The sequence below is a fragment of the Escherichia sp. MOD1-EC7003 genome, from assembly GCF_002965065.1.
GTDB lineage: Bacteria > Pseudomonadota > Gammaproteobacteria > Enterobacterales > Enterobacteriaceae > Escherichia.
Genome location: NZ_PTRE01000044.1, coordinates 1 through 17,321, shown reverse-complemented (window position 1 = coordinate 17,321; position 17,321 = coordinate 1). Strand labels below are relative to the sequence as shown.

Annotated in this window: 20 protein-coding genes and 4 pseudogenes; 5 read left to right on the top strand and 19 right to left on the bottom strand. The window is 51.8% G+C overall.

Going from position 1 to position 17,321, the window contains the following annotated elements; translation table 11 throughout:
• Positions 1-192 (top strand): transposase domain-containing protein (locus tag A7090_RS08380; RefSeq protein WP_000295637.1); only part of this gene is annotated, 192 nt, incomplete at its 5' end.
• Between the two features lie 516 nt (positions 193-708).
• Entirely contained in the window at positions 709-1,356 is a 648-nt protein-coding gene (narP, locus tag A7090_RS08375; protein WP_001113637.1) for a nitrate/nitrite response regulator protein NarP, read from the top strand.
• Between the two features lie 34 nt (positions 1,357-1,390).
• Here the strand turns inward: narP and ccmH are convergent, their stop codons facing one another.
• Genes ccmH through napF form a run of 15 tightly spaced genes read right to left on the bottom strand, consistent with a single transcriptional unit; the run spans position 1,391 to position 13,533 of the window.
• On the bottom strand, positions 1,391-2,446 hold the full coding sequence (ccmH, locus tag A7090_RS08370) for a cytochrome c-type biogenesis thiol:disulfide oxidoreductase CcmH (RefSeq protein ID WP_105273662.1): 1,056 nt from the start codon (positions 2,444-2,446) through the stop codon (positions 1,391-1,393).
• Positions 2,443-3,000 carry a thiol:disulfide interchange protein DsbE gene (dsbE, locus tag A7090_RS08365; protein WP_105273661.1) on the bottom strand — a complete coding sequence of 186 codons (558 nt, stop codon included), beginning with the start codon at positions 2,998-3,000 and terminating at the stop codon, positions 2,443-2,445. The genes ccmH and dsbE overlap by 4 nt, the downstream gene beginning before the upstream one ends.
• The gene (gene ccmF, locus A7090_RS08360; protein WP_105273660.1) at positions 2,997-4,940 is read right to left on the bottom strand and encodes a cytochrome c-type biogenesis heme lyase CcmF; all 1,944 of its coding nucleotides are present in this window, start codon (positions 4,938-4,940) and stop codon (positions 2,997-2,999) included. The genes dsbE and ccmF overlap by 4 nt, the downstream gene beginning before the upstream one ends.
• Positions 4,937-5,416 carry a cytochrome c maturation protein CcmE gene (gene ccmE, locus A7090_RS08355; RefSeq protein ID WP_105273659.1) on the bottom strand — a complete coding sequence of 160 codons (480 nt, stop codon included), beginning with the start codon at positions 5,414-5,416 and terminating at the stop codon, positions 4,937-4,939. The genes ccmF and ccmE overlap by 4 nt, the downstream gene beginning before the upstream one ends.
• Positions 5,413-5,622, bottom strand: coding sequence for a heme exporter protein CcmD (gene ccmD / locus A7090_RS08350; protein ID WP_105273658.1), 210 nt, complete (start codon positions 5,620-5,622; stop codon positions 5,413-5,415). The genes ccmE and ccmD overlap by 4 nt, the downstream gene beginning before the upstream one ends.
• Entirely contained in the window at positions 5,619-6,356 is a 738-nt protein-coding gene (gene ccmC, locus A7090_RS08345) for a heme exporter protein CcmC (protein ID WP_001296242.1), read from the bottom strand. Before ccmC ends, ccmD begins: the two co-directional genes overlap by 4 nt.
• Positions 6,357-6,397: 41 nt before the next feature.
• A complete protein-coding gene (gene ccmB / locus A7090_RS08340) occupies positions 6,398-7,060 on the bottom strand; it encodes a heme exporter protein CcmB (RefSeq protein ID WP_105273657.1) in 663 nt (220 codons plus the stop codon).
• Positions 7,057-7,680 carry a cytochrome c biogenesis heme-transporting ATPase CcmA gene (gene ccmA, locus A7090_RS08335; protein ID WP_105273656.1) on the bottom strand — a complete coding sequence of 208 codons (624 nt, stop codon included), beginning with the start codon at positions 7,678-7,680 and terminating at the stop codon, positions 7,057-7,059. The genes ccmB and ccmA overlap by 4 nt, the downstream gene beginning before the upstream one ends.
• 12 nt (positions 7,681-7,692) lie before the next feature.
• A complete protein-coding gene (napC, locus tag A7090_RS08330) occupies positions 7,693-8,295 on the bottom strand; it encodes a cytochrome c-type protein NapC (RefSeq protein WP_105273655.1) in 603 nt (200 codons plus the stop codon).
• 9 nt (positions 8,296-8,304) lie between these two features.
• Positions 8,305-8,754, bottom strand: coding sequence for a nitrate reductase cytochrome c-type subunit (napB, locus tag A7090_RS08325; RefSeq protein ID WP_000835177.1), 450 nt, complete (start codon positions 8,752-8,754; stop codon positions 8,305-8,307).
• Positions 8,751-9,614, bottom strand: coding sequence for a quinol dehydrogenase ferredoxin subunit NapH (gene napH, locus A7090_RS08320; RefSeq protein WP_105273654.1), 864 nt, complete (start codon positions 9,612-9,614; stop codon positions 8,751-8,753). Before napH ends, napB begins: the two co-directional genes overlap by 4 nt.
• Positions 9,601-10,296, bottom strand: coding sequence for a ferredoxin-type protein NapG (gene napG, locus A7090_RS08315; RefSeq protein WP_000091291.1), 696 nt, complete (start codon positions 10,294-10,296; stop codon positions 9,601-9,603). Before napG ends, napH begins: the two co-directional genes overlap by 14 nt.
• A gap of 6 nt (positions 10,297-10,302) precedes the next feature.
• On the bottom strand, positions 10,303-12,789 hold the full coding sequence (gene napA / locus A7090_RS08310; RefSeq protein WP_105273653.1) for a periplasmic nitrate reductase subunit alpha: 2,487 nt from the start codon (positions 12,787-12,789) through the stop codon (positions 10,303-10,305).
• Positions 12,786-13,049 (bottom strand): chaperone NapD, encoded by a 264-nt coding sequence (gene napD, locus A7090_RS08305; protein WP_000557378.1) that lies wholly within the window; start codon positions 13,047-13,049, stop codon positions 12,786-12,788. Before napD ends, napA begins: the two co-directional genes overlap by 4 nt.
• Positions 13,039-13,533 (bottom strand): ferredoxin-type protein NapF, encoded by a 495-nt coding sequence (gene napF, locus A7090_RS08300; RefSeq protein ID WP_105273652.1) that lies wholly within the window; start codon positions 13,531-13,533, stop codon positions 13,039-13,041. The genes napD and napF overlap by 11 nt, the downstream gene beginning before the upstream one ends.
• A 107-nt stretch (positions 13,534-13,640) precedes the next feature.
• On the opposite strand from napF, the pseudogene A7090_RS27010 reads away from it, so the two are divergent.
• Together A7090_RS27010 and eco are read left to right on the top strand one after the other, a co-directional pair.
• Positions 13,641-13,805, top strand: a pseudogene (locus A7090_RS27010) (hypothetical protein).
• 132 nt (positions 13,806-13,937) lie between these two features.
• Complete coding sequence (gene eco / locus A7090_RS08295) at positions 13,938-14,426, top strand: serine protease inhibitor ecotin (RefSeq protein ID WP_105273651.1); 489 nt, start codon at positions 13,938-13,940, stop codon at positions 14,424-14,426.
• Positions 14,427-14,600: 174 nt separating this feature from the next.
• Here eco and A7090_RS08290 read toward each other — a convergent pair.
• The 4 genes and pseudogenes from A7090_RS08290 to A7090_RS27125 form a co-directional block, all read right to left on the bottom strand.
• Positions 14,601-14,888 (bottom strand): annotated as a pseudogene (locus A7090_RS08290) (transposase); the annotation flags it as partial.
• Positions 14,889-15,502: 614 nt separating this feature from the next.
• Positions 15,503-15,655, bottom strand: a pseudogene (locus A7090_RS26495) (bacteriophage T4 gp5 trimerisation domain-containing protein); the annotation flags it as partial.
• Between the two features lie 11 nt (positions 15,656-15,666).
• Positions 15,667-16,146 carry an SMI1/KNR4 family protein gene (locus A7090_RS27130; protein WP_342365288.1) on the bottom strand — a complete coding sequence of 160 codons (480 nt, stop codon included), beginning with the start codon at positions 16,144-16,146 and terminating at the stop codon, positions 15,667-15,669.
• Positions 16,147-16,287: 141 nt separating this feature from the next.
• Positions 16,288-16,598: pseudogene (locus A7090_RS27125) on the bottom strand (SMI1/KNR4 family protein); the annotation flags it as partial.
• 240 nt (positions 16,599-16,838) lie between these two features.
• On the opposite strand from A7090_RS27125, the gene A7090_RS08275 reads away from it, so the two are divergent.
• The coding region (locus A7090_RS08275) for a winged helix-turn-helix domain-containing protein (RefSeq protein ID WP_157941450.1) at positions 16,839-17,321 on the top strand (483 nt) is incomplete at its 3' end.

Here is a 17,321-nt window from a genome sequence, read left to right as displayed (position 1 = left end):
AACTGGATGTTCGCGGGTTCCGACAGCGGTGGTGAACATGCGGCGGTGTTGTACTCGCTGATCGGCACATGCCGTCTGAACAATGTGGAGCCAGAAAAGTGGCTGCGCTACGTCATTGAACATATCCAGGACTGGCCGGCAAACCGGGTACGCGATCTGTTGCCCTGGAAAGTTGATCTGAGCTCTCAGTAAATATCAATACGGTTCTGACGAGCCGCTTACGAATGATGCGCAGGTACGCAAAAACGAAACGGAAAGTATGAGTACTGCGTAGCATATGAAATCAGTTACCATGCGCCTTTGAGGGGCTGGGAAAAAGTTTCCACTCCAAAAAAAGTTTCCACTGGAAACCTGAGTGGAAACCATCGCAAGCCCGGCAATGATAACCCCTAGGATGCGTTCTCAATATCCCCTCATCGGTACTTCTATCTTGCTCTAAAAACCATGTGACTTTTCATTTTGGGACTAGGTTTGGGACTAGAAACAAGATTCATATATATAATACTTATTATTTTTCAATTACTTACACCATTAATTCACATCTTCTCGTGCGGTTGGTTTTTTTATATCCATAGCATTGTCTTGCTACCCTCACTTGCAATTTTACTACATGTCCATACATATAATGCGGTAACATTCACGCGCCTGGTCGTGTTACCAACGCTACGCTCAAATATAATGATTCTAATAAGACCTCAGGAGACTACTATGCCTGAAGCAACGCCTTTTCAGGTGATGATTGTAGATGATCATCCACTTATGCGACGCGGTGTTCGTCAGTTACTGGAGCTTGATCCTGGCTTTGAAGTGGTCGCCGAAGCGGGCGACGGCGCGAGCGCGATCGATCTGGCGAATAGACTGGATATCGACGTGATCTTGCTGGATCTCAATATGAAAGGTATGAGTGGCCTGGATACTCTCAATGCCTTGCGCAGGGATGGCGTTACCGCGCAAATTATTATCCTGACCGTATCAGATGCTTCCAGCGATGTCTTTGCGCTGATAGACGCAGGCGCAGACGGTTATCTGTTGAAAGACAGCGACCCGGAAGTGTTGCTGGAAGCGATTCGTGCCGGAGCGAAAGGCAGCAAAGTCTTTAGCGAACGCGTCAATCAGTACTTACGTGAACGTGAAATGTTTGGCGCGGAAGAAGATCCCTTCAGCGTGCTGACGGAGCGCGAGCTGGATGTTCTGCACGAGCTGGCACAGGGGCTGTCAAATAAACAGATTGCCTCGGTGTTGAATATTTCCGAGCAGACAGTAAAAGTACACATTCGCAATCTGCTGCGTAAACTCAATGTCCGCTCACGCGTGGCGGCCACCATTCTGTTCCTGCAACAACGCGGAGCACAATAAAAATAGCCCGATGGCATCACCATCGGGCCTCTTCTTATTTACTCTGCTGCTGCGGCGACAAATGTTGCATCGCCTGCGCAATACTACGTTCAATCACCGCACGGCGAGTATCGTTGGCGGGCAACATTTTTAACATCATCTCCCACGCGGCAACGGCGTCGCCAAATCGCTGCTGCTCAAAGGCATTAAACGCATACATGCTTAACACACGGATATTACTATGGTCCGTTCTCACCAACTGGCGTAGCAGTTCGCCGCCGAGGCGGTTGTCGTTGGGATCAGATGAACGTGTCAACGCTTCAGCATATCCCAGTGTGGCATCACTGTTTTTCGGATCGAGGCGATACGCAGTGGCGTATGCATCGGTCGCAATACTGGCGTTACCCAACGCCATCCCGATGCGCCCCAACATAATCCAGCCTTCAACATCCCCCGGATTTTTTTGCAGTTGAGTACGCATTCCCAGCGCAAGGCGCGACATCTCCTCTTCGTTGAGCGGATCGGCTTTCGGATCCAGCGCCCTGTCCAGCAACGCAGGAGCCTGTGCTGTGGCCTGCTGCCAGATTTTCACCTGCTGATAATTGCCGGTCTGGTAGTAGCTAATGCCAGCGACAATTAACGCCACCGCAATTCCCGGCAGATAAACAACATATCCGGCACGCTTACCTTCCGGCACGCTTTGTTCAGGAAACGCTTCCGGCACCACGCGTACCCGACGCCGCGAGCGGGCGTAAATGACCCAGCCACCAATGCCAATAGCGACAACTGGCAGCACCCACAGCAGCACGGTCAGCGGCGTTAACGGTGGATCGTAAGTGACGAAGTTGCCGTAACGCGCCACCATATAATCGACAATCTCTTTCTTACTTTTGCCTTCCTGCATCAGTTCATACACTTTCTGGCGCAGGTCGGTCGCAATCATCGAGTTGGAATCGGCAATGCTGTTGTTCTGGCATTTCGGGCAGCGCAGTTCTTCAGTGAGCTGACGGAACTGTTGTTCCTGTGCTTCATCTTTAAACTGCAACACGTCGATGGTTGCCAGCGCCGAGCCGGAGATCATCAGCATCAGCACGCCCAATAAAAACCTCATTGTGCGGCCTCCTTACTGTATTTCTCCCACAGCGGCTTGATCTCTTCTTCCCAGACGCGAGGATTGAGATCGCCTGCATGGCGATAGCGAATGATGCCGTTGCCGTCGATGAGGAAGGTTTCTGGCGCGCCATACACGCCCAGATCCAACCCTAACATGCCTTCGCCATCAAACAGGCTTAGCGCGTAAGGATTGCCCAACTCTTTCAGCCAGTTGATTGCCTTCTGGCGATCGTCTTTATAGTTCATGCCGACCACGCGGATGCCCTGTGCAGAAAGCTGATTCAGATATTGATGCTCCGCACGGCAGGTCGGACACCAGGTCGCCCAGACGTTAAGCAGCACAGGTTTGCCCTGAGTCAGCACATCCGACTGATAAAACTGTCCCGGATTGTCAAGTGATTCGAGGCGAAACTTCGGTACCGGCTTGCCAATGAGCGCCGATTCCAGATTGGTCGGATCATCCCCTTCAGCATTACGCGCCAGCTGCCACAGCAGCGCCGCGGCAATCACCAGGAAGATAATCAAAGGAATTAACAATACTTTGCGCTTCATACAGCCTCCGGCGCAGTTTTTTGCGGGTTCACGCGCTTACGATAGCGAGGATCAAACAGGCACAGCAGCCCGCCCAACGCCATCATCAGCCCACCCGCCCAAATCCAGCGAACAAATGGTTTGTAGTAAAGACGCACAGCCCACGCGCCGTTTTCCAGCTCTTCACCGAGCGCCGCGTACAGGTCACGAGTGATGCCGCCGTCAATCGCTGCTTCGGTCATCATCGACCCGGCAGTGTTGTAATAACGTTTTTCTGCATACAGCACCGTTTCCGGCTTGCCATCTCGCGTTACGCCGACAGTCGCCACACCGCCGCGCCAGTTCGGGCCAGACACCTCTTTGACATCACGGAAGGTGAAACGATATTCATGAATATCGACGCTATCGCCGGACTTCATGCGCACATCACGCTCAACGCTATAGTTCTGGCTAAAGGCAATGCCAACAATTGTCACTGCCAGCCCCAGGTGAGCCGCCACCATGCCCCAATAACTGAAGGTGGTTTTCGTGCCGCGTGAAATACGCAGCGCAGCTTCCGCAATTGCCAGCACCGCAATCCAGCAGGCCATTGCCAGGCCAAGCACCGTCATCGCCACGACTTTGCTCTCGAACAGCCACGGTAACAGCAGCGACAGCATCAGCGTTGAGATGAAGGCGATAATCAACAAATTGCGGATTTTACGCGGGCGATCGCGCCCCCAGCGCACCAGGGGGCCAACACCTAACAACAGCGCAAACGGCACCATCAGCCAGGTAAACATGGTGTTGAAGAACGGTTCGCCAATCGAAATACTGCCCAGTCCCAGTTGCTTGTGCACCAGTGGCAGCAGCGTCCCCAGCAGTACCACCAGCATTGCGGCGACCAGCAGAATGTTGTTCGCTAACAACAAAGATTCCCGCGACCACAGCGTATTGTTTACGCGTGAGCGAACTTTGTATCCACGCGCGGCAAACAGCAGCAGCGCCCCCCCAATCACCAGCACCATAAAGGCGAGGATAAACATACCGCGCGCCGGATCAGATGCAAACGCGTGTACCGATACCAGCACGCCGGAACGCACGAGGAAAGTCCCCAGCAGACACAGCGAGAAAGCACTGATTGCCAGCAGTAATGTCCACGCTTTAAAGCTGGCGCGTTGTTCAGTGACCGCCAGTGAGTGCATCAGCGCAGTCCCCACCAGCCACGGCATAAACGAGGCGTTTTCTACCGGGTCCCAGAACCACCAGCCGCCCCAACCGAGTTCGTAATAAGCCCACGCAGAGCCCAGTACAATACCGAGCGTCAGGAAGATCCACGCCGCCAGCGTCCACGGACGAGTAAAACGTGCGTAAGTGCTGTCCAGCCGTCCACTCAACAAAGAAGCAATGGCAAAAGCAAACGCCACCGAGAAACCGACGTAACCCATATAGAGCAGAGGTGGATGGAAGATCAGCCCCGGATCCTGCAACAGCGGGTTAAGATCGCGACCTTCAATCGGGAAGTTCGGCAACGTGCGTGAGAACGGGTTAGAGGTAAAAAGAATGAACAGCAAAAAGCCGACGCTGACCATCCCCATTATCGCCAGTACACGGGCCACAATATCCAGCGGAATACGCTGACTAAAAATCGCCACCGCAAAGGTCCAGCCGCTCATCAGCAACACCCATAGCAGCAGCGAGCCTTCATGTGCGCCCCAGGTAGCCGCCACGCGATACCACACCGGAAGCTGGCTATTGGAGTTACTGGCAACATAGGTGACGGTAAAGTCATTGACTACGAAAGCATTGACCAGTACCAGAAATGCGCCAGCCACAGACATAAACAGTAGCCAGGCAAACAAGCGGGAAGAAGCCATCATGCGCGCATCTCCGCGCGCCACGCCCCATAGCGGATACACGGACAGCAGCAGCGCAATTCCTAGCGCCAGGCAGAGTAGCCCATTACCAATTTCCGGCATCATGATGCTGGGTCCTTATAAACACTCGCCGGGCGACGGTGATTAGATTCCATCGCTTTCTCGACTTCTGGCGGCGTATAGTTTTCATCGTGTTTCGCCAGCACTTCTTTCGCGAGGATATGATTGCCTTTTTCCAGTTCGCCCTGCACCACAACCCCCTGCCCTTCACGGAACAGATCCGGCAAAATGCCTTCGTAGGTGACATCCACTGAGCCTTCTGCGTCGTAAATGGTGAAAGTGACTTTCAGCGAGTCAGGATCGCGCTGCACGCTACCCGGCATCACCATTCCACCGACGCGCAGACGCTGCCCGACTTCCGGCATCTGCTGAGTTTCACGCTTGCCGTAGAGAATCTCCCCCGGTGTATAGAAAAGATCGATATTGGAGCGTAGCGCATAGAGTACCAGCCCAATAGTCAGCACCAGCCCCGCCAACACGGCACAGGCAATCCACAAGCGGTTTTTACGGCGAATATTCATGCAGCCTCCTGCTGTTGCGCAGAACGTAAACGCGCCTCACGCGCCCGCTGTTGCGCTACGCCGCGCAGAATCGCGCGATGCTGCATCACCGAGTGCACAACCAAAACGACCAGCGGGATAAGGGTCATCACTACCGCCAGCCAGACAAAAAAGGCGTAACCGCCCATTGCGAAGAATTCATTCCAGGAAGCAAATGCAGGGGTCATTTACGGCCTCTTTTCAGTATCAGTTCACTCACCCACGGACGACGTTTTTCCATTAGCAAAATCAAATTACGCATCCTCATCAGCGTCAACGTGGCAGACAACAGCAGGAAACCAAGAATGGACCAGCGCAGCGGTGAACGCATTGCCGGATCGATACTTTGCTGCATCCGTGTTGACCCCTGATGCAGGGTGTTCCACCACTCCACGGAATAATGAATAATCGGCAGGTTCACCACGCCAATCAGCACCAGAATACCCGCCGCACGACCCGCCAGGCGGCGATCATCAAAAGCGTGCCACAGAGCAATTACACCCACGTAAAGAAACAACAGCACCAGTTCAGACGTCAGACGCGCATCCCACACCCACCAGGTGCCCCACATCGGTTTTCCCCATGCGGAGCCGGTGACCAGGGCAATAAAGGTAAACACGGCACCAATAGGGGCCATCGCCGCCACCGCCAGGTTGGCCATTTTCATCTGCCAGACAAGGCCAATAAAAGCCGCCACCGCCATTGATGCATAAATGCCCATCGACCAGATCGCCGCAGGCACATGCAGATAAATGATGCGGTAGCTATTTCCCTGCTGATAATCAGCCGGAGCAAAACCGAATCCCCAGATCCAGCCGACGGTAAGCACGACCACACTGGCAATTGCCAGCCACGGTATAAACCAGCCACAGATTTGATACAGCCGTGGTGGGATCGCCAGTTGATGCAGTGTTTTCCACATAGTTTCGATACCAGACTCGAACAAAAATCAGTAATCCAGCGTTATTGAATGCTGATTCGTAACGCTGCCGCCGTCGCAAAAGGACTTAATGTCGCGGTGCCTGCCAGCAACGCGCCTAAAATTGCCAGATACCCGTCAACGGGCAAATGCATCGAAGCCGCGTCCATCGCGGCAGTGGCAAAAATGAGTAATGGGATAGTCAGCGGTAACACCAGTATGCTGAGCAGCACACCACCGCGTTTAAGTCCCACGGTTAGCGCCACGCCCGGTGCACCGAGAAAACCAAGCGTAGGGGTTCCCAGCAGCAGCGTCAGTGCCATCACTTGCCAGCCATAAAAATCCATTCCCAGTAGCATTGCAACCAGAGGCGAAAGAATAAGTAACGGCAGACCGGTTACCATCCAGTGCGCCATCACCTTCGCCAGCACAACGGCGGGCAAAGGTAACGGCAACAACATCAATTGTTCAAGACTGCCGTCCTGCAAATCGTCACGGAACAGTCGTTCCAGTGCCAGCAAGGATGAAAGCAGCGCTGCAACCCAGATAACGCCCGGTGCAATACGCGCCAGCAGTTGCGGCTCCGGGCCGATACTGAGCGGAAAAAGAGTAATTACAATCAGGAAGAACCACAGCGGATTGGCGATTTCGGCGCTATGACGAAACGCTACGTGCAGTTCAAGACGGAAAATACGCCAGAACATCATGCGCCCCTCGTTTGCGTCAGTGAAATGCGGCGAATTTTACTTTCAGCAACGTTGAGCGGCTGGTGGGTAGTCAGAATAACAATCCCCCCCTGCTCCGTATGCTGCGCCATACGCTGGGTCAGACGCTCGACGCCGTTAACGTCAATCGCGGTAAAAGGTTCGTCGAGGATCCATAACGTGGCACGAGTCAGCCACAAACGCGCTAAAGCGACGCGGCGTTGTTGTCCGGCAGAGAGTTGGTTTACCGGAATATCTTCGAATCCGGCAAGCCCGGCCTGCGCCAGGGCTTCCAGACATTGTGCGGTATCGCCATCGCGATGATAAAAGTGCAGATTTTCTAACGCCGTCAGCCGGGTTTTGATCCCCGGCTGATGGCCTATCCATAACAGGTTTTGGTGGTAGCTGTCGCGTACCTGATGCAAAGGCTGCCCTTGCCAGAGAACGTCACCCGCGTCAGGGCGAGACAACCCCGTCAGCAAACGGAGAAGCGTTGTCTTCCCCGCGCCGTTGCTACCGGTGATTTGTACCCACTCTCCTGCGTTCAGCGTAAATGACAAGCCACTGAATAAGGTTCGTTCATCCCGCTCGCAGAGTAATTCTCTGGCTTCAAGCATACCCACGCAATAACCCTGTTAGAAACCTGGTTCGACTTCACGCATATCAGGCAGCTTGTGCGCAATCCCTTTATGGCAATCAATACAGGTTTGCCCATCTTTCACCGCTTGATCGTGCATCTTCGCGGCAACACTTTTCTGGGCTGTTAAATCCATAAACTCAACGTTGTGACAGTTACGACACTCCTGCGAGTTGTTGTCCTTCATACGCCGCCACTCATTCTGTGCCATAGTCAGGCGATGAGCTTCGAATTTCTGCGGTGTGTCAATAACGCCCAGCATTTTACCATACAGTTCTTTACTTGCTTTGAGCTTGCGTATCATTTTCGGCACAAACTCGTGCGGAACGTGACAATCCGGACAGGTCGCACGGACGCCGCTACGGTTGTTGTAGTGCACGGAATCCATGTATTCCTGATACACCGTGTTACGCATTTCGTGGCAGCTAATGCAGAACTCTTCAGTATTGGCTTTTTCCATCCCTGTGTTAAAGCCGCCCCAGAAGACGATGCCGCCAACAAAACCGATCAACAGCAGCGTCCCCAGCGCCAGATGACTGGGAGTACGCCACCATTTCCACAGGCGCTTAATCAGACCAGGCTTACGGTCAGAATTTCCCATAATAACCTCTTATTTCCCGTAACCTTTTGACGGGGTAAAGGTATTCCCCACGATTGGCGCAGTATCAGCCTGCGGTACGTGACATTGCAGACAGAAGTAACGACGTGGAGCCACTTCCGCGCCCACTTTGCCGTCGCTGTCCATAAAGTGAGTAGGACTGATGCGCGGCGCGCCAGTGGTGCGATAGCTTTCGACACCGTGGCACTGCAAGCAACGGTTGGTATTGGTCGTTACCTGATAACCTTCAACGCTATGTGGGATCATTGGCGGCTGATTCACATAGTTTAGCGGCATCCGTTCCTGCTCTTTTGGCATCCGAATGGCCCCTTCCTGCGTCCCGGATACTTCCGGCGATTGGCTAAAATCGACGCCATTAGCCGCCCAAACCGCGCCGCTCACCACCAGGGCCAGCATCGCCGTCCATTGACACAGCGCTTTCTTCAGGTCATGGCTTTTCATGATTTCGCTCCCGAACTCCATCGTGTAGTTATTGTAAATACATCCTCAGAACAGACATCCACGCAGCGACCGCACGTCATGCAATCGCGGCTGGTGACCTGCACCGGGCTTTGTTCATCCAGCACCGGGGCACGTAGCACATGCGGTTCCGGGCAAACATGAAAACAATCCATACAGCGGTTACATTTCTGCCGATCGGTGGCCGCAACGGTAATCACACCTTTACTACCCAGCACGCCATACAGCGCGCCGACCGGGCAAATGTGCCCGCACCAGCCGTGTTCTACGACCAGTAGATCAAATAAAAACAGCGCGAGAATAAGCAGCACGCCGCTGCCGAATCCCATTATCAGACTTCGCCCCATCAGGGAAACGGGATTGATCCATTCCCAGATGAGCGTGCCGGTTAAGGCCGATCCCACCAGAATGAACACCAACAGTACGTAGCGAATGTGGCGTGGGATCGTCGCAGACTGATTGAGGTCAAAACGCCTGCGTAACCAGTTTGCTAAGTCGGTAATCGGGTTCAGCGGGCAGACCCAGCTGCAAAATAATCGCTTTCCTGCCAGGGCATAGAGCACGGTGATAATCACCGCACCGGTCAGCGCCACCGTGGCAGGCAGATGGCCGCTGGCAAGACTTTGCAGCGTCATCAGCGGATCGGTCAGTGGAATGGTGTCGAATAACAGGCTACTGCTGTAGTTACCGTGCAAGATCCACACACCAAACCACGGGCCGCTCAAAAACATCCCCAGCACGAAGAACTGACAAAAGCGACGCAACACCAGCCAGCGGTGGCTGCGCCACCAGCCTTTTTTCTCCAGCGCCTCGCGCCCGGCGTCACGTTTACGATTTGCCATTGTTCCCCTCCAGCCAGCCGAAGCGGTAATGGTGACCTAACTCCCCTTTCGCCAGTGACAGCGGTAACACCTTGATTGCCGGTTGTTCCAGCACACACACCTTTTCGCACTTACCGCAGCCGGTACACGCGTCGCTGTGAACCGTCGGCAGAAAACGGGCGTGCTTACCGGTACGCGTGTTGCGCTCCAGTTCCAGGGTGATTGCCTCATCAATTTTCGGGCATTCGCGATAACAAACATCGCAGCGAAGCCCCTGAAAGTTGAGGCAGTTCTCCTGGTCCACCAGCACCGCCAGCCCCATCCGCGCATCGTCGATCGATTCGATCTCACGATCCAGCGCACCGCTCGGGCACACTTTGGCGCACGGAATGTCTTCACACATTTCGCAGGGAATATCCCGTGCAACAAAATATGGCGTGCCCGCCGACAGGCCAGAGGCCAGCGTCGCCAGTTTTAAGGTGTCGTAAGGGCAAGCCTGAACACACTGACCACAACGTACGCAGGCACTGGCAAAGGCGTTCTCGTTTATAGCTCCGGGCGGGCGCAACCGTACGCCAGATGCGCGTGCGGTTTGCTGTTGTAACCCCAGCGCCACACCCACGGCAGCCAGCCCGCCTGCTGTGCGAACGACATCGCGCAGAAAGCGGCGGCGACCATTTTGAGGTTTCGCTGACCGGGACATAATGGCTTACACCTTCTCCAGTTTGACCGCGCACTTCTTGAAGTCCGTCTCTTTCGAGAGCGGATCGGTCGCGTCCAGCGTCAGTTTGTTTACCAGCTGCGCGGCGTCGAAGAACGGCATATACACCAGGCCCTGCGGTGGACGGTTACGACCGCGCGTTTCGACAATCGAGATCACTTCGCCACGGCGAGAAACCACTTTCACTTTGTCGCCACGACGCAGATCGCGCGCTTTCGCATCCAGCGGATGAATAAACAGGACCGCTTCCGGGAAGGCGCGGTGCAGTTCTGGTACACGGCGAGTCATACTGCCGGTGTGCCAGTGCTCGAGTACGCGCCCGGTAGAGAGCCACAGGTCGTACTCTGCATCCGGTGCTTCTGCCGCCGGTTCGAACGGCAGTGCGAAGATCACCGCTTTTCCATCCGGTTTACCGTAGAACTTGTAGCCTTCGCCCGCTTTCACGTACGGGTCGTGACCTTCGCTGTAACGCCACTGCGTTTCTTTACCGTTCACCACCGGCCAGCGCAGACCGCGCGCTTTGTGGTAGTCATCGAACGGCGCAAGATCGTGACCGTGACCGCGACCAAACCATGCGTACTCTTCGAACAGCCCTTTTTGCAGATAGAAGCCCAGCTCGCGGGATTCATCGTTCAGCTGATCTTCTGCCAGTTCAGATAGCGGGAATTTGCTCACTTCCGGGGTGGCATACAGAACGTCGTACAGCGTTTTGCCACGCAGTTCTGGTTTCTTCGCCAGCAACTCTTCCGGCCACACTTCTTCAGTTTTGAAGCGGCGGGAGAACTGAACTAACTGCCAGAGATCGGATTTCGCTTCGCCCGGTGCCTGCACCTGCTGACGCCAGAACTGAGTACGGCGTTCGGCGTTACCGTAAGCCCCCTCTTTCTCTACCCACATTGCTGCCGGCAGGATCAAGTCCGCGGCCAGCGCACTGACTGTCGGATACGGATCAGAGACGATGATGAAGTTGCGCGGATCGCGCCAGCCCGGCATACGCTCTTCATTAATGTTTGGCCCGGCCTGCATGTTGTTGGTGCACATGGTCCAGTAAACATTCAGCTTGCCGTCTTTCAGCGCACGGTCTTGTGCCACCGCGTGCAGACCGATTTTCGCCGGAATGGTGCCGCTCGGGATATTCCACTTCTTCTCGCAGATATCACGGTGTTTCTCGTTAGTCACCACCATGTCCGCTGGCAAGCGGTGAGCAAAGGTGCCGACTTCACGCGCAGTACCGCACGCGGAAGGCTGTCCGGTCAGGGAGAACGGGCCGCACCCTGGCTGGGAAATTTTGCCAGTCAGCAGGTGCAGGTTGTAGACCAGGTTGTTAGCCCACACGCCACGGGTATGCTGGTTGAAGCCCATCGTCCAGTAGGAGATGACTTTCTTGTTCGGATCGGCATACAGCTGCGCCAGTTGTTCTAACTGGTCTTTTGGCACACCGGTCATTTCGGCGGTTTTTTCCAGCGTATACTCGGCAACGAAGGCTTTGTAATCTTCAAAGCTCATCGGTTCGGAGGCGTCAGAACCCGGATTCTTCGCCGCTTTTTCCAGCGGATGGGTCGGACGTAAACCGTAGCCGATGTCCGTCGCCCCTTTGCGCAGGTTAACGTGTTTGCTGAAGAAGTCCTGATTTATCGCATTGTTTTGAATGATATAGTTAGCGATGTAGTTCAGGATCACCAGGTCAGATTGCGGCGTAAAGATGATGCCGTTATCTGCCAGCTCGAAGCTACGATGCTGGTAGGTAGAAAGCACCGCTACAGTAACGTTCTGGTTAGAGAGACGACGGTTGGTGATGCGCGACCAGAGGATCGGGTGCATCTCTGCCATATTCGCGCCCCACAGCACAAACGCGTCAGCCTGTTCGATATCGTCATAGCAGCCCATCGGCTCATCCATACCAAAGGTACGCATAAAGCCAACTACCGCCGACGCCATACAGTGACGCGCGTTCGGGTCGATGTTGTTAGACCGAAAGCCCGCTTTGAACAGCTTGGAGGCGGCATAACCTTCCCAGATAGTCCACTGACCAGAACCGAACATACCGATCGACTCCGGCCCTTTTTCTTTCAGGGCGGTTTTGAATTTCTCTTCCATCACATCGAAGGCCTGATCCCAGGTGATTGGGGTAAATTCGCCTTCTTTGTCATATTTGCCGTTTTTCATACGCAGAAGCGGCTGCGTCAAACGGTCTTTACCGTACATGATTTTGGGCAGGAAATAGCCCTTAATGCAGTTCAGGCCACGGTTAACCGGTGCGTCCGGGTCGCCCTGACAGGCCACCACACGCCCCTGCTGCGTTCCGACCAGAACGCCGCAACCAGTACCGCAGAAACGGCACGGCGCTTTATCCCATTTAATGGCCTCCTGCTGACCAACAACGGCGCGGGCAACGCCCGGCACGCTGAGACCGGCAGCCGCCGCAGCGGCCGCAACGGCGTTAGCTTTCATAAAGCTACGACGACTGAGTTTCATGGTGTTTCCTCACCTTGCTCTTCCTGCTGGTGATAAACCAGCGACACCGCCAGCACGCCCTCTACGTTGCGTACTGACTCAATGGTTTGGATCAGCGTTTCGCTGTCTTCTGCTTCCACCACCACAATCAACTGACCGCTCGGCGCGTCGCTGACAGCGACTTCACAGCCGGGAAAGGCGTTCAGTTGGGTGCTGATGTCTGAAATTCGTTCGCTTTTGGCCTGCACGACCAGGCTGCAAACTTGCCAGTTAGTGTGCATGGAGATACTCCGCAGTTATGGCTGATACCGGACAGCTGGCTGCACATGCTCCACATCCGTTGCAAAGTTGGCTATTAAGTTGCGGCTGGTAGATCCCGGAGAGCATCGGGCGAAAGATAATTGCCATTGGCTCACAGCTATCCTGACAGCGGCGGCATTCAACTGACTGATACGCCAGGCACGCGTCCCCGATGGCGAACTGCAAATCCCATGCCCTGGTGTGGCGCGGAGAAAATAGCGATTCGGGGCAAGCCTGCGCGCAGGCGTAACAGAAGCTGCACTCGTTATTTTTAAAATTAACGCTCGGATAGCCACCCGCGCCGCGTTGCAGAATGTCGTTTTCGCAAGCATTAATACAGGCGTCGCAGCGGGTGCAATGGGTCAGAAAATGCGATTCATCACCGGACCAGGGTGGACGGATACCGTTACTGGCTTTGCGCCAGCGACCAGTGAGTATGCCCCGACGGGATGCATCAATCTTCACATTGACCTTCCATCATTAACGCGCTCTAAAATTGAGAGCGACCAAACAAACCGCATAATTAATAAGCCATTTTTATAGCCGCTAAGATATTAAAGGATGTGTCAAAGATGCATACCCCGATCGGGGTAAAACCTGTAGCAGGATCAAAAGAGTGGCGGGAAGCGTAGCAAAAACGAGCTTTTGCTCACATTTCAAGTGGTTATAAACATAATTACATAGCGATTAATTCACCAGAGATATTTCTGATGGTTTCTTCTCTCATTAGAGTTTAACACTAAAAGAGCAGGTGAAATTGTCTGAATGTTCTTTTAGCTATTCACAAAGCAAATTAATAAATATGATGAATATGTTAACCTTCAACGACATCATCGGTGAAAACCTATAAATGAAGAAGGAAAGCAAAAATGAAGACCATTCTACCTGCAGTATTGTTTGCCGCTTTCGCCACCACCTCTTCCTGGGCGGCAGAGAGCGTCCAGCCACTGGAAAAAGTAGCGCCTTATCCGCAAGCTGAAAAAGGCATGAAGCGTCAGGTAATTCAGTTAACTCCGCAAGAAGATGAATCTACCCTGAAAGTAGAACTGTTAATTGGTCAGACGCTGGAAGTCGATTGCAATTTGCATCGTCTCGGCGGGAAGCTGGAAAGCAAAACGCTGGAAGGCTGGGGCTATGATTATTATGTCTTTGATAACGTCAGTTCCCTGGTTTCGACGATGATGGCCTGCCCGGACAGCAAGAAAGAGAAGAAATTTGTCACCGCATATCTGGGCGATGCCGGGATGCTGCGTTACAACAGTAAACTGCCGATCGTGGTGTATACGCCAGACAATGTAGATGTGAAATACCGCATCTGGAAGGCAGAAGAGAAAATTGACAACGCGGTAGTTCGCTAAACGACTGTGAAGTGCTACACCCCGTAGGTCGGATAAGGCGATCATGCCGCATCCGACATCTGACGCCCAAACTGGGTACCTGATGCGACGCTGGCGCGTATTACCAGGCCTACGCCACATCCGGCACACCATGCCGGATGGAGCCTGTCCATCATTCTGTGTAAACGCCTTTTCTCAGAAGTGCCCGTCAAGGCGGTCACCGAACTCAATAATAAAGCGACTCATGGCTATCCGGCAGTCCTGAAGTGGCATCGTCCATTTCTGCGATGCTGACTGGATAGCCAGCCAGATCACTTTTTTCACCGATTCATCTGTCGGGAACACTTTGCGTTTCTTTATCGCATGCCTGATGACGCTGTTCAGTGACTCGATGGCATTCGTGGTGTAGATGGCTTTGCGGATCTCCTCCGGGTACACGAAGATGGTGGCAAGATTCGGCCAGTTTGCCCGCCAGCTACGGCTGTCAACGCCACGATGTTTGACCGTTACTGATGCTGTCCGCTTTCCACCATTTCATCATCACTGATTGGCGTTGTGTGTTTGTCATCCATCGCGTACTGCATTACTGAGAACGGCGTCAGGTTACGGAATTCCATTTTTTATGCCCCGGTTAAACAAGGAAGTTGTCGTTATATATTCAGAAAATAGCCGAGGAAGGTTGAGAAGTTTTATATTAAAGGGAAAGCAGAAATACAGTTCTGCAAATACTGGCATTGTGGGATTTTAATTTAAAAAATATAGTTTCAGTTATTTTTATTTATCTCTTTACGCTACCGTAAATTTATCCCGGCGGTATCGCGCCCCCGGTTCTGAGGTGACTTTGTATTAACGGCGCTTCAACACAGGTTCGGGTTTACTCATCTCGCTGTACCTTACATAAGATCAGATCCTGTCTGATCGTTCCCTCTGCGCTCACCACCATGGCTCTTTACCACAGCAGCCGGGGTTGTCTGGGATCGGCTTCCGACCGCAGCTCCCAGTGGGCCTGCCACCATCTCTTCACAGGCTTATACTTATTACATGCAAAACGTCCCGTTTTGCATCTTTGCGCCTACGGCACACGATGATCTTTCCCTAGTCGTCCGGTCATGTAGCACTTCTGTTACCATGTCCTTTTGCGCGTGCATGTAGACCTGTTCGCTGTCAGTGGCATCTTCAGAACACAGTTCGTTAAATCCCCCACCCTTGTACGTTTTGGAGCGGATAGTCATCTGCGTTTTGGTGCCGGGCCAGGGCAAGATCAATCATTGTCTTCTTCAGGTAATTCAAGATGTTTAATAAAATATGTAAAAGATGGCGCTATTAATTTTGAATTAATCTCAAGATTTTTTTCTATAGATATATTTTCGCTCCAAACATCTCTGACATAATAATAGACTTTGTTATCATGCAAACTCAAACAAACATAATTCCCCCCCCAGTCAACAGCAAATGGCAAAAAATGTTTTGGAATTTTAAGTTCACCCCATCCTTTTTTTGATATACCATCAATGGTAAAATTTGGATTATCTTCAAATTGATAATCATGTAAAAAAGGAATAAATTTTTTTATTTCAATAAAATCCAACACACCATAATAGTCATAAAATATTGTTTTATTGGGATACCCTCCATTATTTTCTTTGTGAAATTTAACTAAATTAGCCGGCAGTTTCACATCTAAATTCTGCTCGATTAATTTGAATTCATTATCACTTAATCTTTTGTCTGGTTTATTAATAAGTAAAAAGGGACTATCCTTTTTCTTGGTTTTCTTTGAAATTAACTCAGGATTAACTTTCTCGTCGGCAAACTCAAGACCCTCAATAAAAATAGAGAACGAAGGTGCAATAAGCTTCGATTTTTTTTTGAAATTCTCCTCTGTGGATAAACTGTCGTCCCACCCACGTCTGTAATAATAGTATATTTCATTGCTATCTAAATTCAAACAAATATAATCTCCAGTCCAACTCATGGCAAATGCAAGAAGATATTTTAGGATCTCTAATTTAGACCACTCTTTTTTAGAACTCCCATCTAAAGTAAAATCCGGGTCATCCCCGAATTTCCGTGAATATAAAAAAGGAATAAACATCCTCACGTTAATACACTCACCGGTCTCATTATATTCTTTGAATATTGTTTTATTAGGTTCCCCACCATTATTTTTTTATAAAATAGAACGAAATCCAATGGTAATTCTATACCTAACTTTCGTTCAATTGACTTTAATTCATTATCACTTATTTTTTTTCAGAATTAGAGAGATTTAAATTAGTCATAGTAACCACCTTAATTGCAAGTTATTTTTATAATAACACACCGATAGATTTTAGTACCTTGGTTTTCGACCAGTTAGCCATCCCAATGATTCTGAAAGTTTTATATACCCGTAATCATTGAAAATGCTTGATTTTTCAGCAACAGGAGATCATGCTGTCCAACATGAAAATATTCATCTCTGACCAACAAAAAGCTGAACTTGAACGCCTTCATGATTCCAGTCGTGATAAGCGCGTTTGTGATCGTATTAAAGCCATTCTTCTGGCCTCCGAAGGCTGGAGTTCGGCTATGATTGCTCAGGCTTTACGCCTGCATCAGACGACCGTTGATCACCATATCAGCGAGTTTCTGAATAAAGGAAAACTGAAACCCGAAAACGGCGGCTCAGACAGCAAACTCAATGCTGAACAAACGGCCCTTTTAATCAGCCAGTTATCCGATAATTTATTTCACCATACCCGCGATGTTATTGCGTTTGTCGCCCGGACATGGAACATCATTTTCAGCGTGCCGGGAATGAACAAGTGGCTGCATCGTAACGGCTTCACCTACAAAAAACCGTCAGGCGTCCCCCATAAATTCAGTGAAGAGAAACAAAGGCAATTCATTGAATATTATAAGGAACTGAAAACA

What these genes read in the sequence shown, in the direction of transcription:
- narP (WP_001113637.1), top strand. Translation starts at nt 709, where the DNA reads ATGCCTGAAGCAACGCCTTTTCAGGTGATGATTGTAGATGATCATCCA.
- ccmH (WP_105273662.1), bottom strand. Translation starts at nt 2,446, where the DNA reads ATGAGGTTTTTATTGGGCGTGCTGATGCTGATGATCTCCGGCTCGGCG.
- dsbE (WP_105273661.1), bottom strand. Translation starts at nt 3,000, where the DNA reads ATGAAGCGCAAAGTATTGTTAATTCCTTTGATTATCTTCCTGGTGATT.
- ccmF (WP_105273660.1), bottom strand. Translation starts at nt 4,940, where the DNA reads ATGATGCCGGAAATTGGTAATGGGCTACTCTGCCTGGCGCTAGGAATT.
- ccmE (WP_105273659.1), bottom strand. Translation starts at nt 5,416, where the DNA reads ATGAATATTCGCCGTAAAAACCGCTTGTGGATTGCCTGTGCCGTGTTG.
- ccmD (WP_105273658.1), bottom strand. Translation starts at nt 5,622, where the DNA reads ATGACCCCTGCATTTGCTTCCTGGAATGAATTCTTCGCAATGGGCGGT.
- ccmC (WP_001296242.1), bottom strand. Translation starts at nt 6,356, where the DNA reads ATGTGGAAAACACTGCATCAACTGGCGATCCCACCACGGCTGTATCAA.
- ccmB (WP_105273657.1), bottom strand. Translation starts at nt 7,060, where the DNA reads ATGATGTTCTGGCGTATTTTCCGTCTTGAACTGCACGTAGCGTTTCGT.
- napC (WP_105273655.1), bottom strand. Translation starts at nt 8,295, where the DNA reads ATGGGAAATTCTGACCGTAAGCCTGGTCTGATTAAGCGCCTGTGGAAA.
- napB (WP_000835177.1), bottom strand. Translation starts at nt 8,754, where the DNA reads ATGAAAAGCCATGACCTGAAGAAAGCGCTGTGTCAATGGACGGCGATG.
- napH (WP_105273654.1), bottom strand. Translation starts at nt 9,614, where the DNA reads ATGGCAAATCGTAAACGTGACGCCGGGCGCGAGGCGCTGGAGAAAAAA.
- napG (WP_000091291.1), bottom strand. Translation starts at nt 10,296, where the DNA reads ATGTCCCGGTCAGCGAAACCTCAAAATGGTCGCCGCCGCTTTCTGCGC.
- napA (WP_105273653.1), bottom strand. Translation starts at nt 12,789, where the DNA reads ATGAAACTCAGTCGTCGTAGCTTTATGAAAGCTAACGCCGTTGCGGCC.
- napD (WP_000557378.1), bottom strand. Translation starts at nt 13,049, where the DNA reads ATGCACACTAACTGGCAAGTTTGCAGCCTGGTCGTGCAGGCCAAAAGC.
- eco (WP_105273651.1), top strand. Translation starts at nt 13,938, where the DNA reads ATGAAGACCATTCTACCTGCAGTATTGTTTGCCGCTTTCGCCACCACC.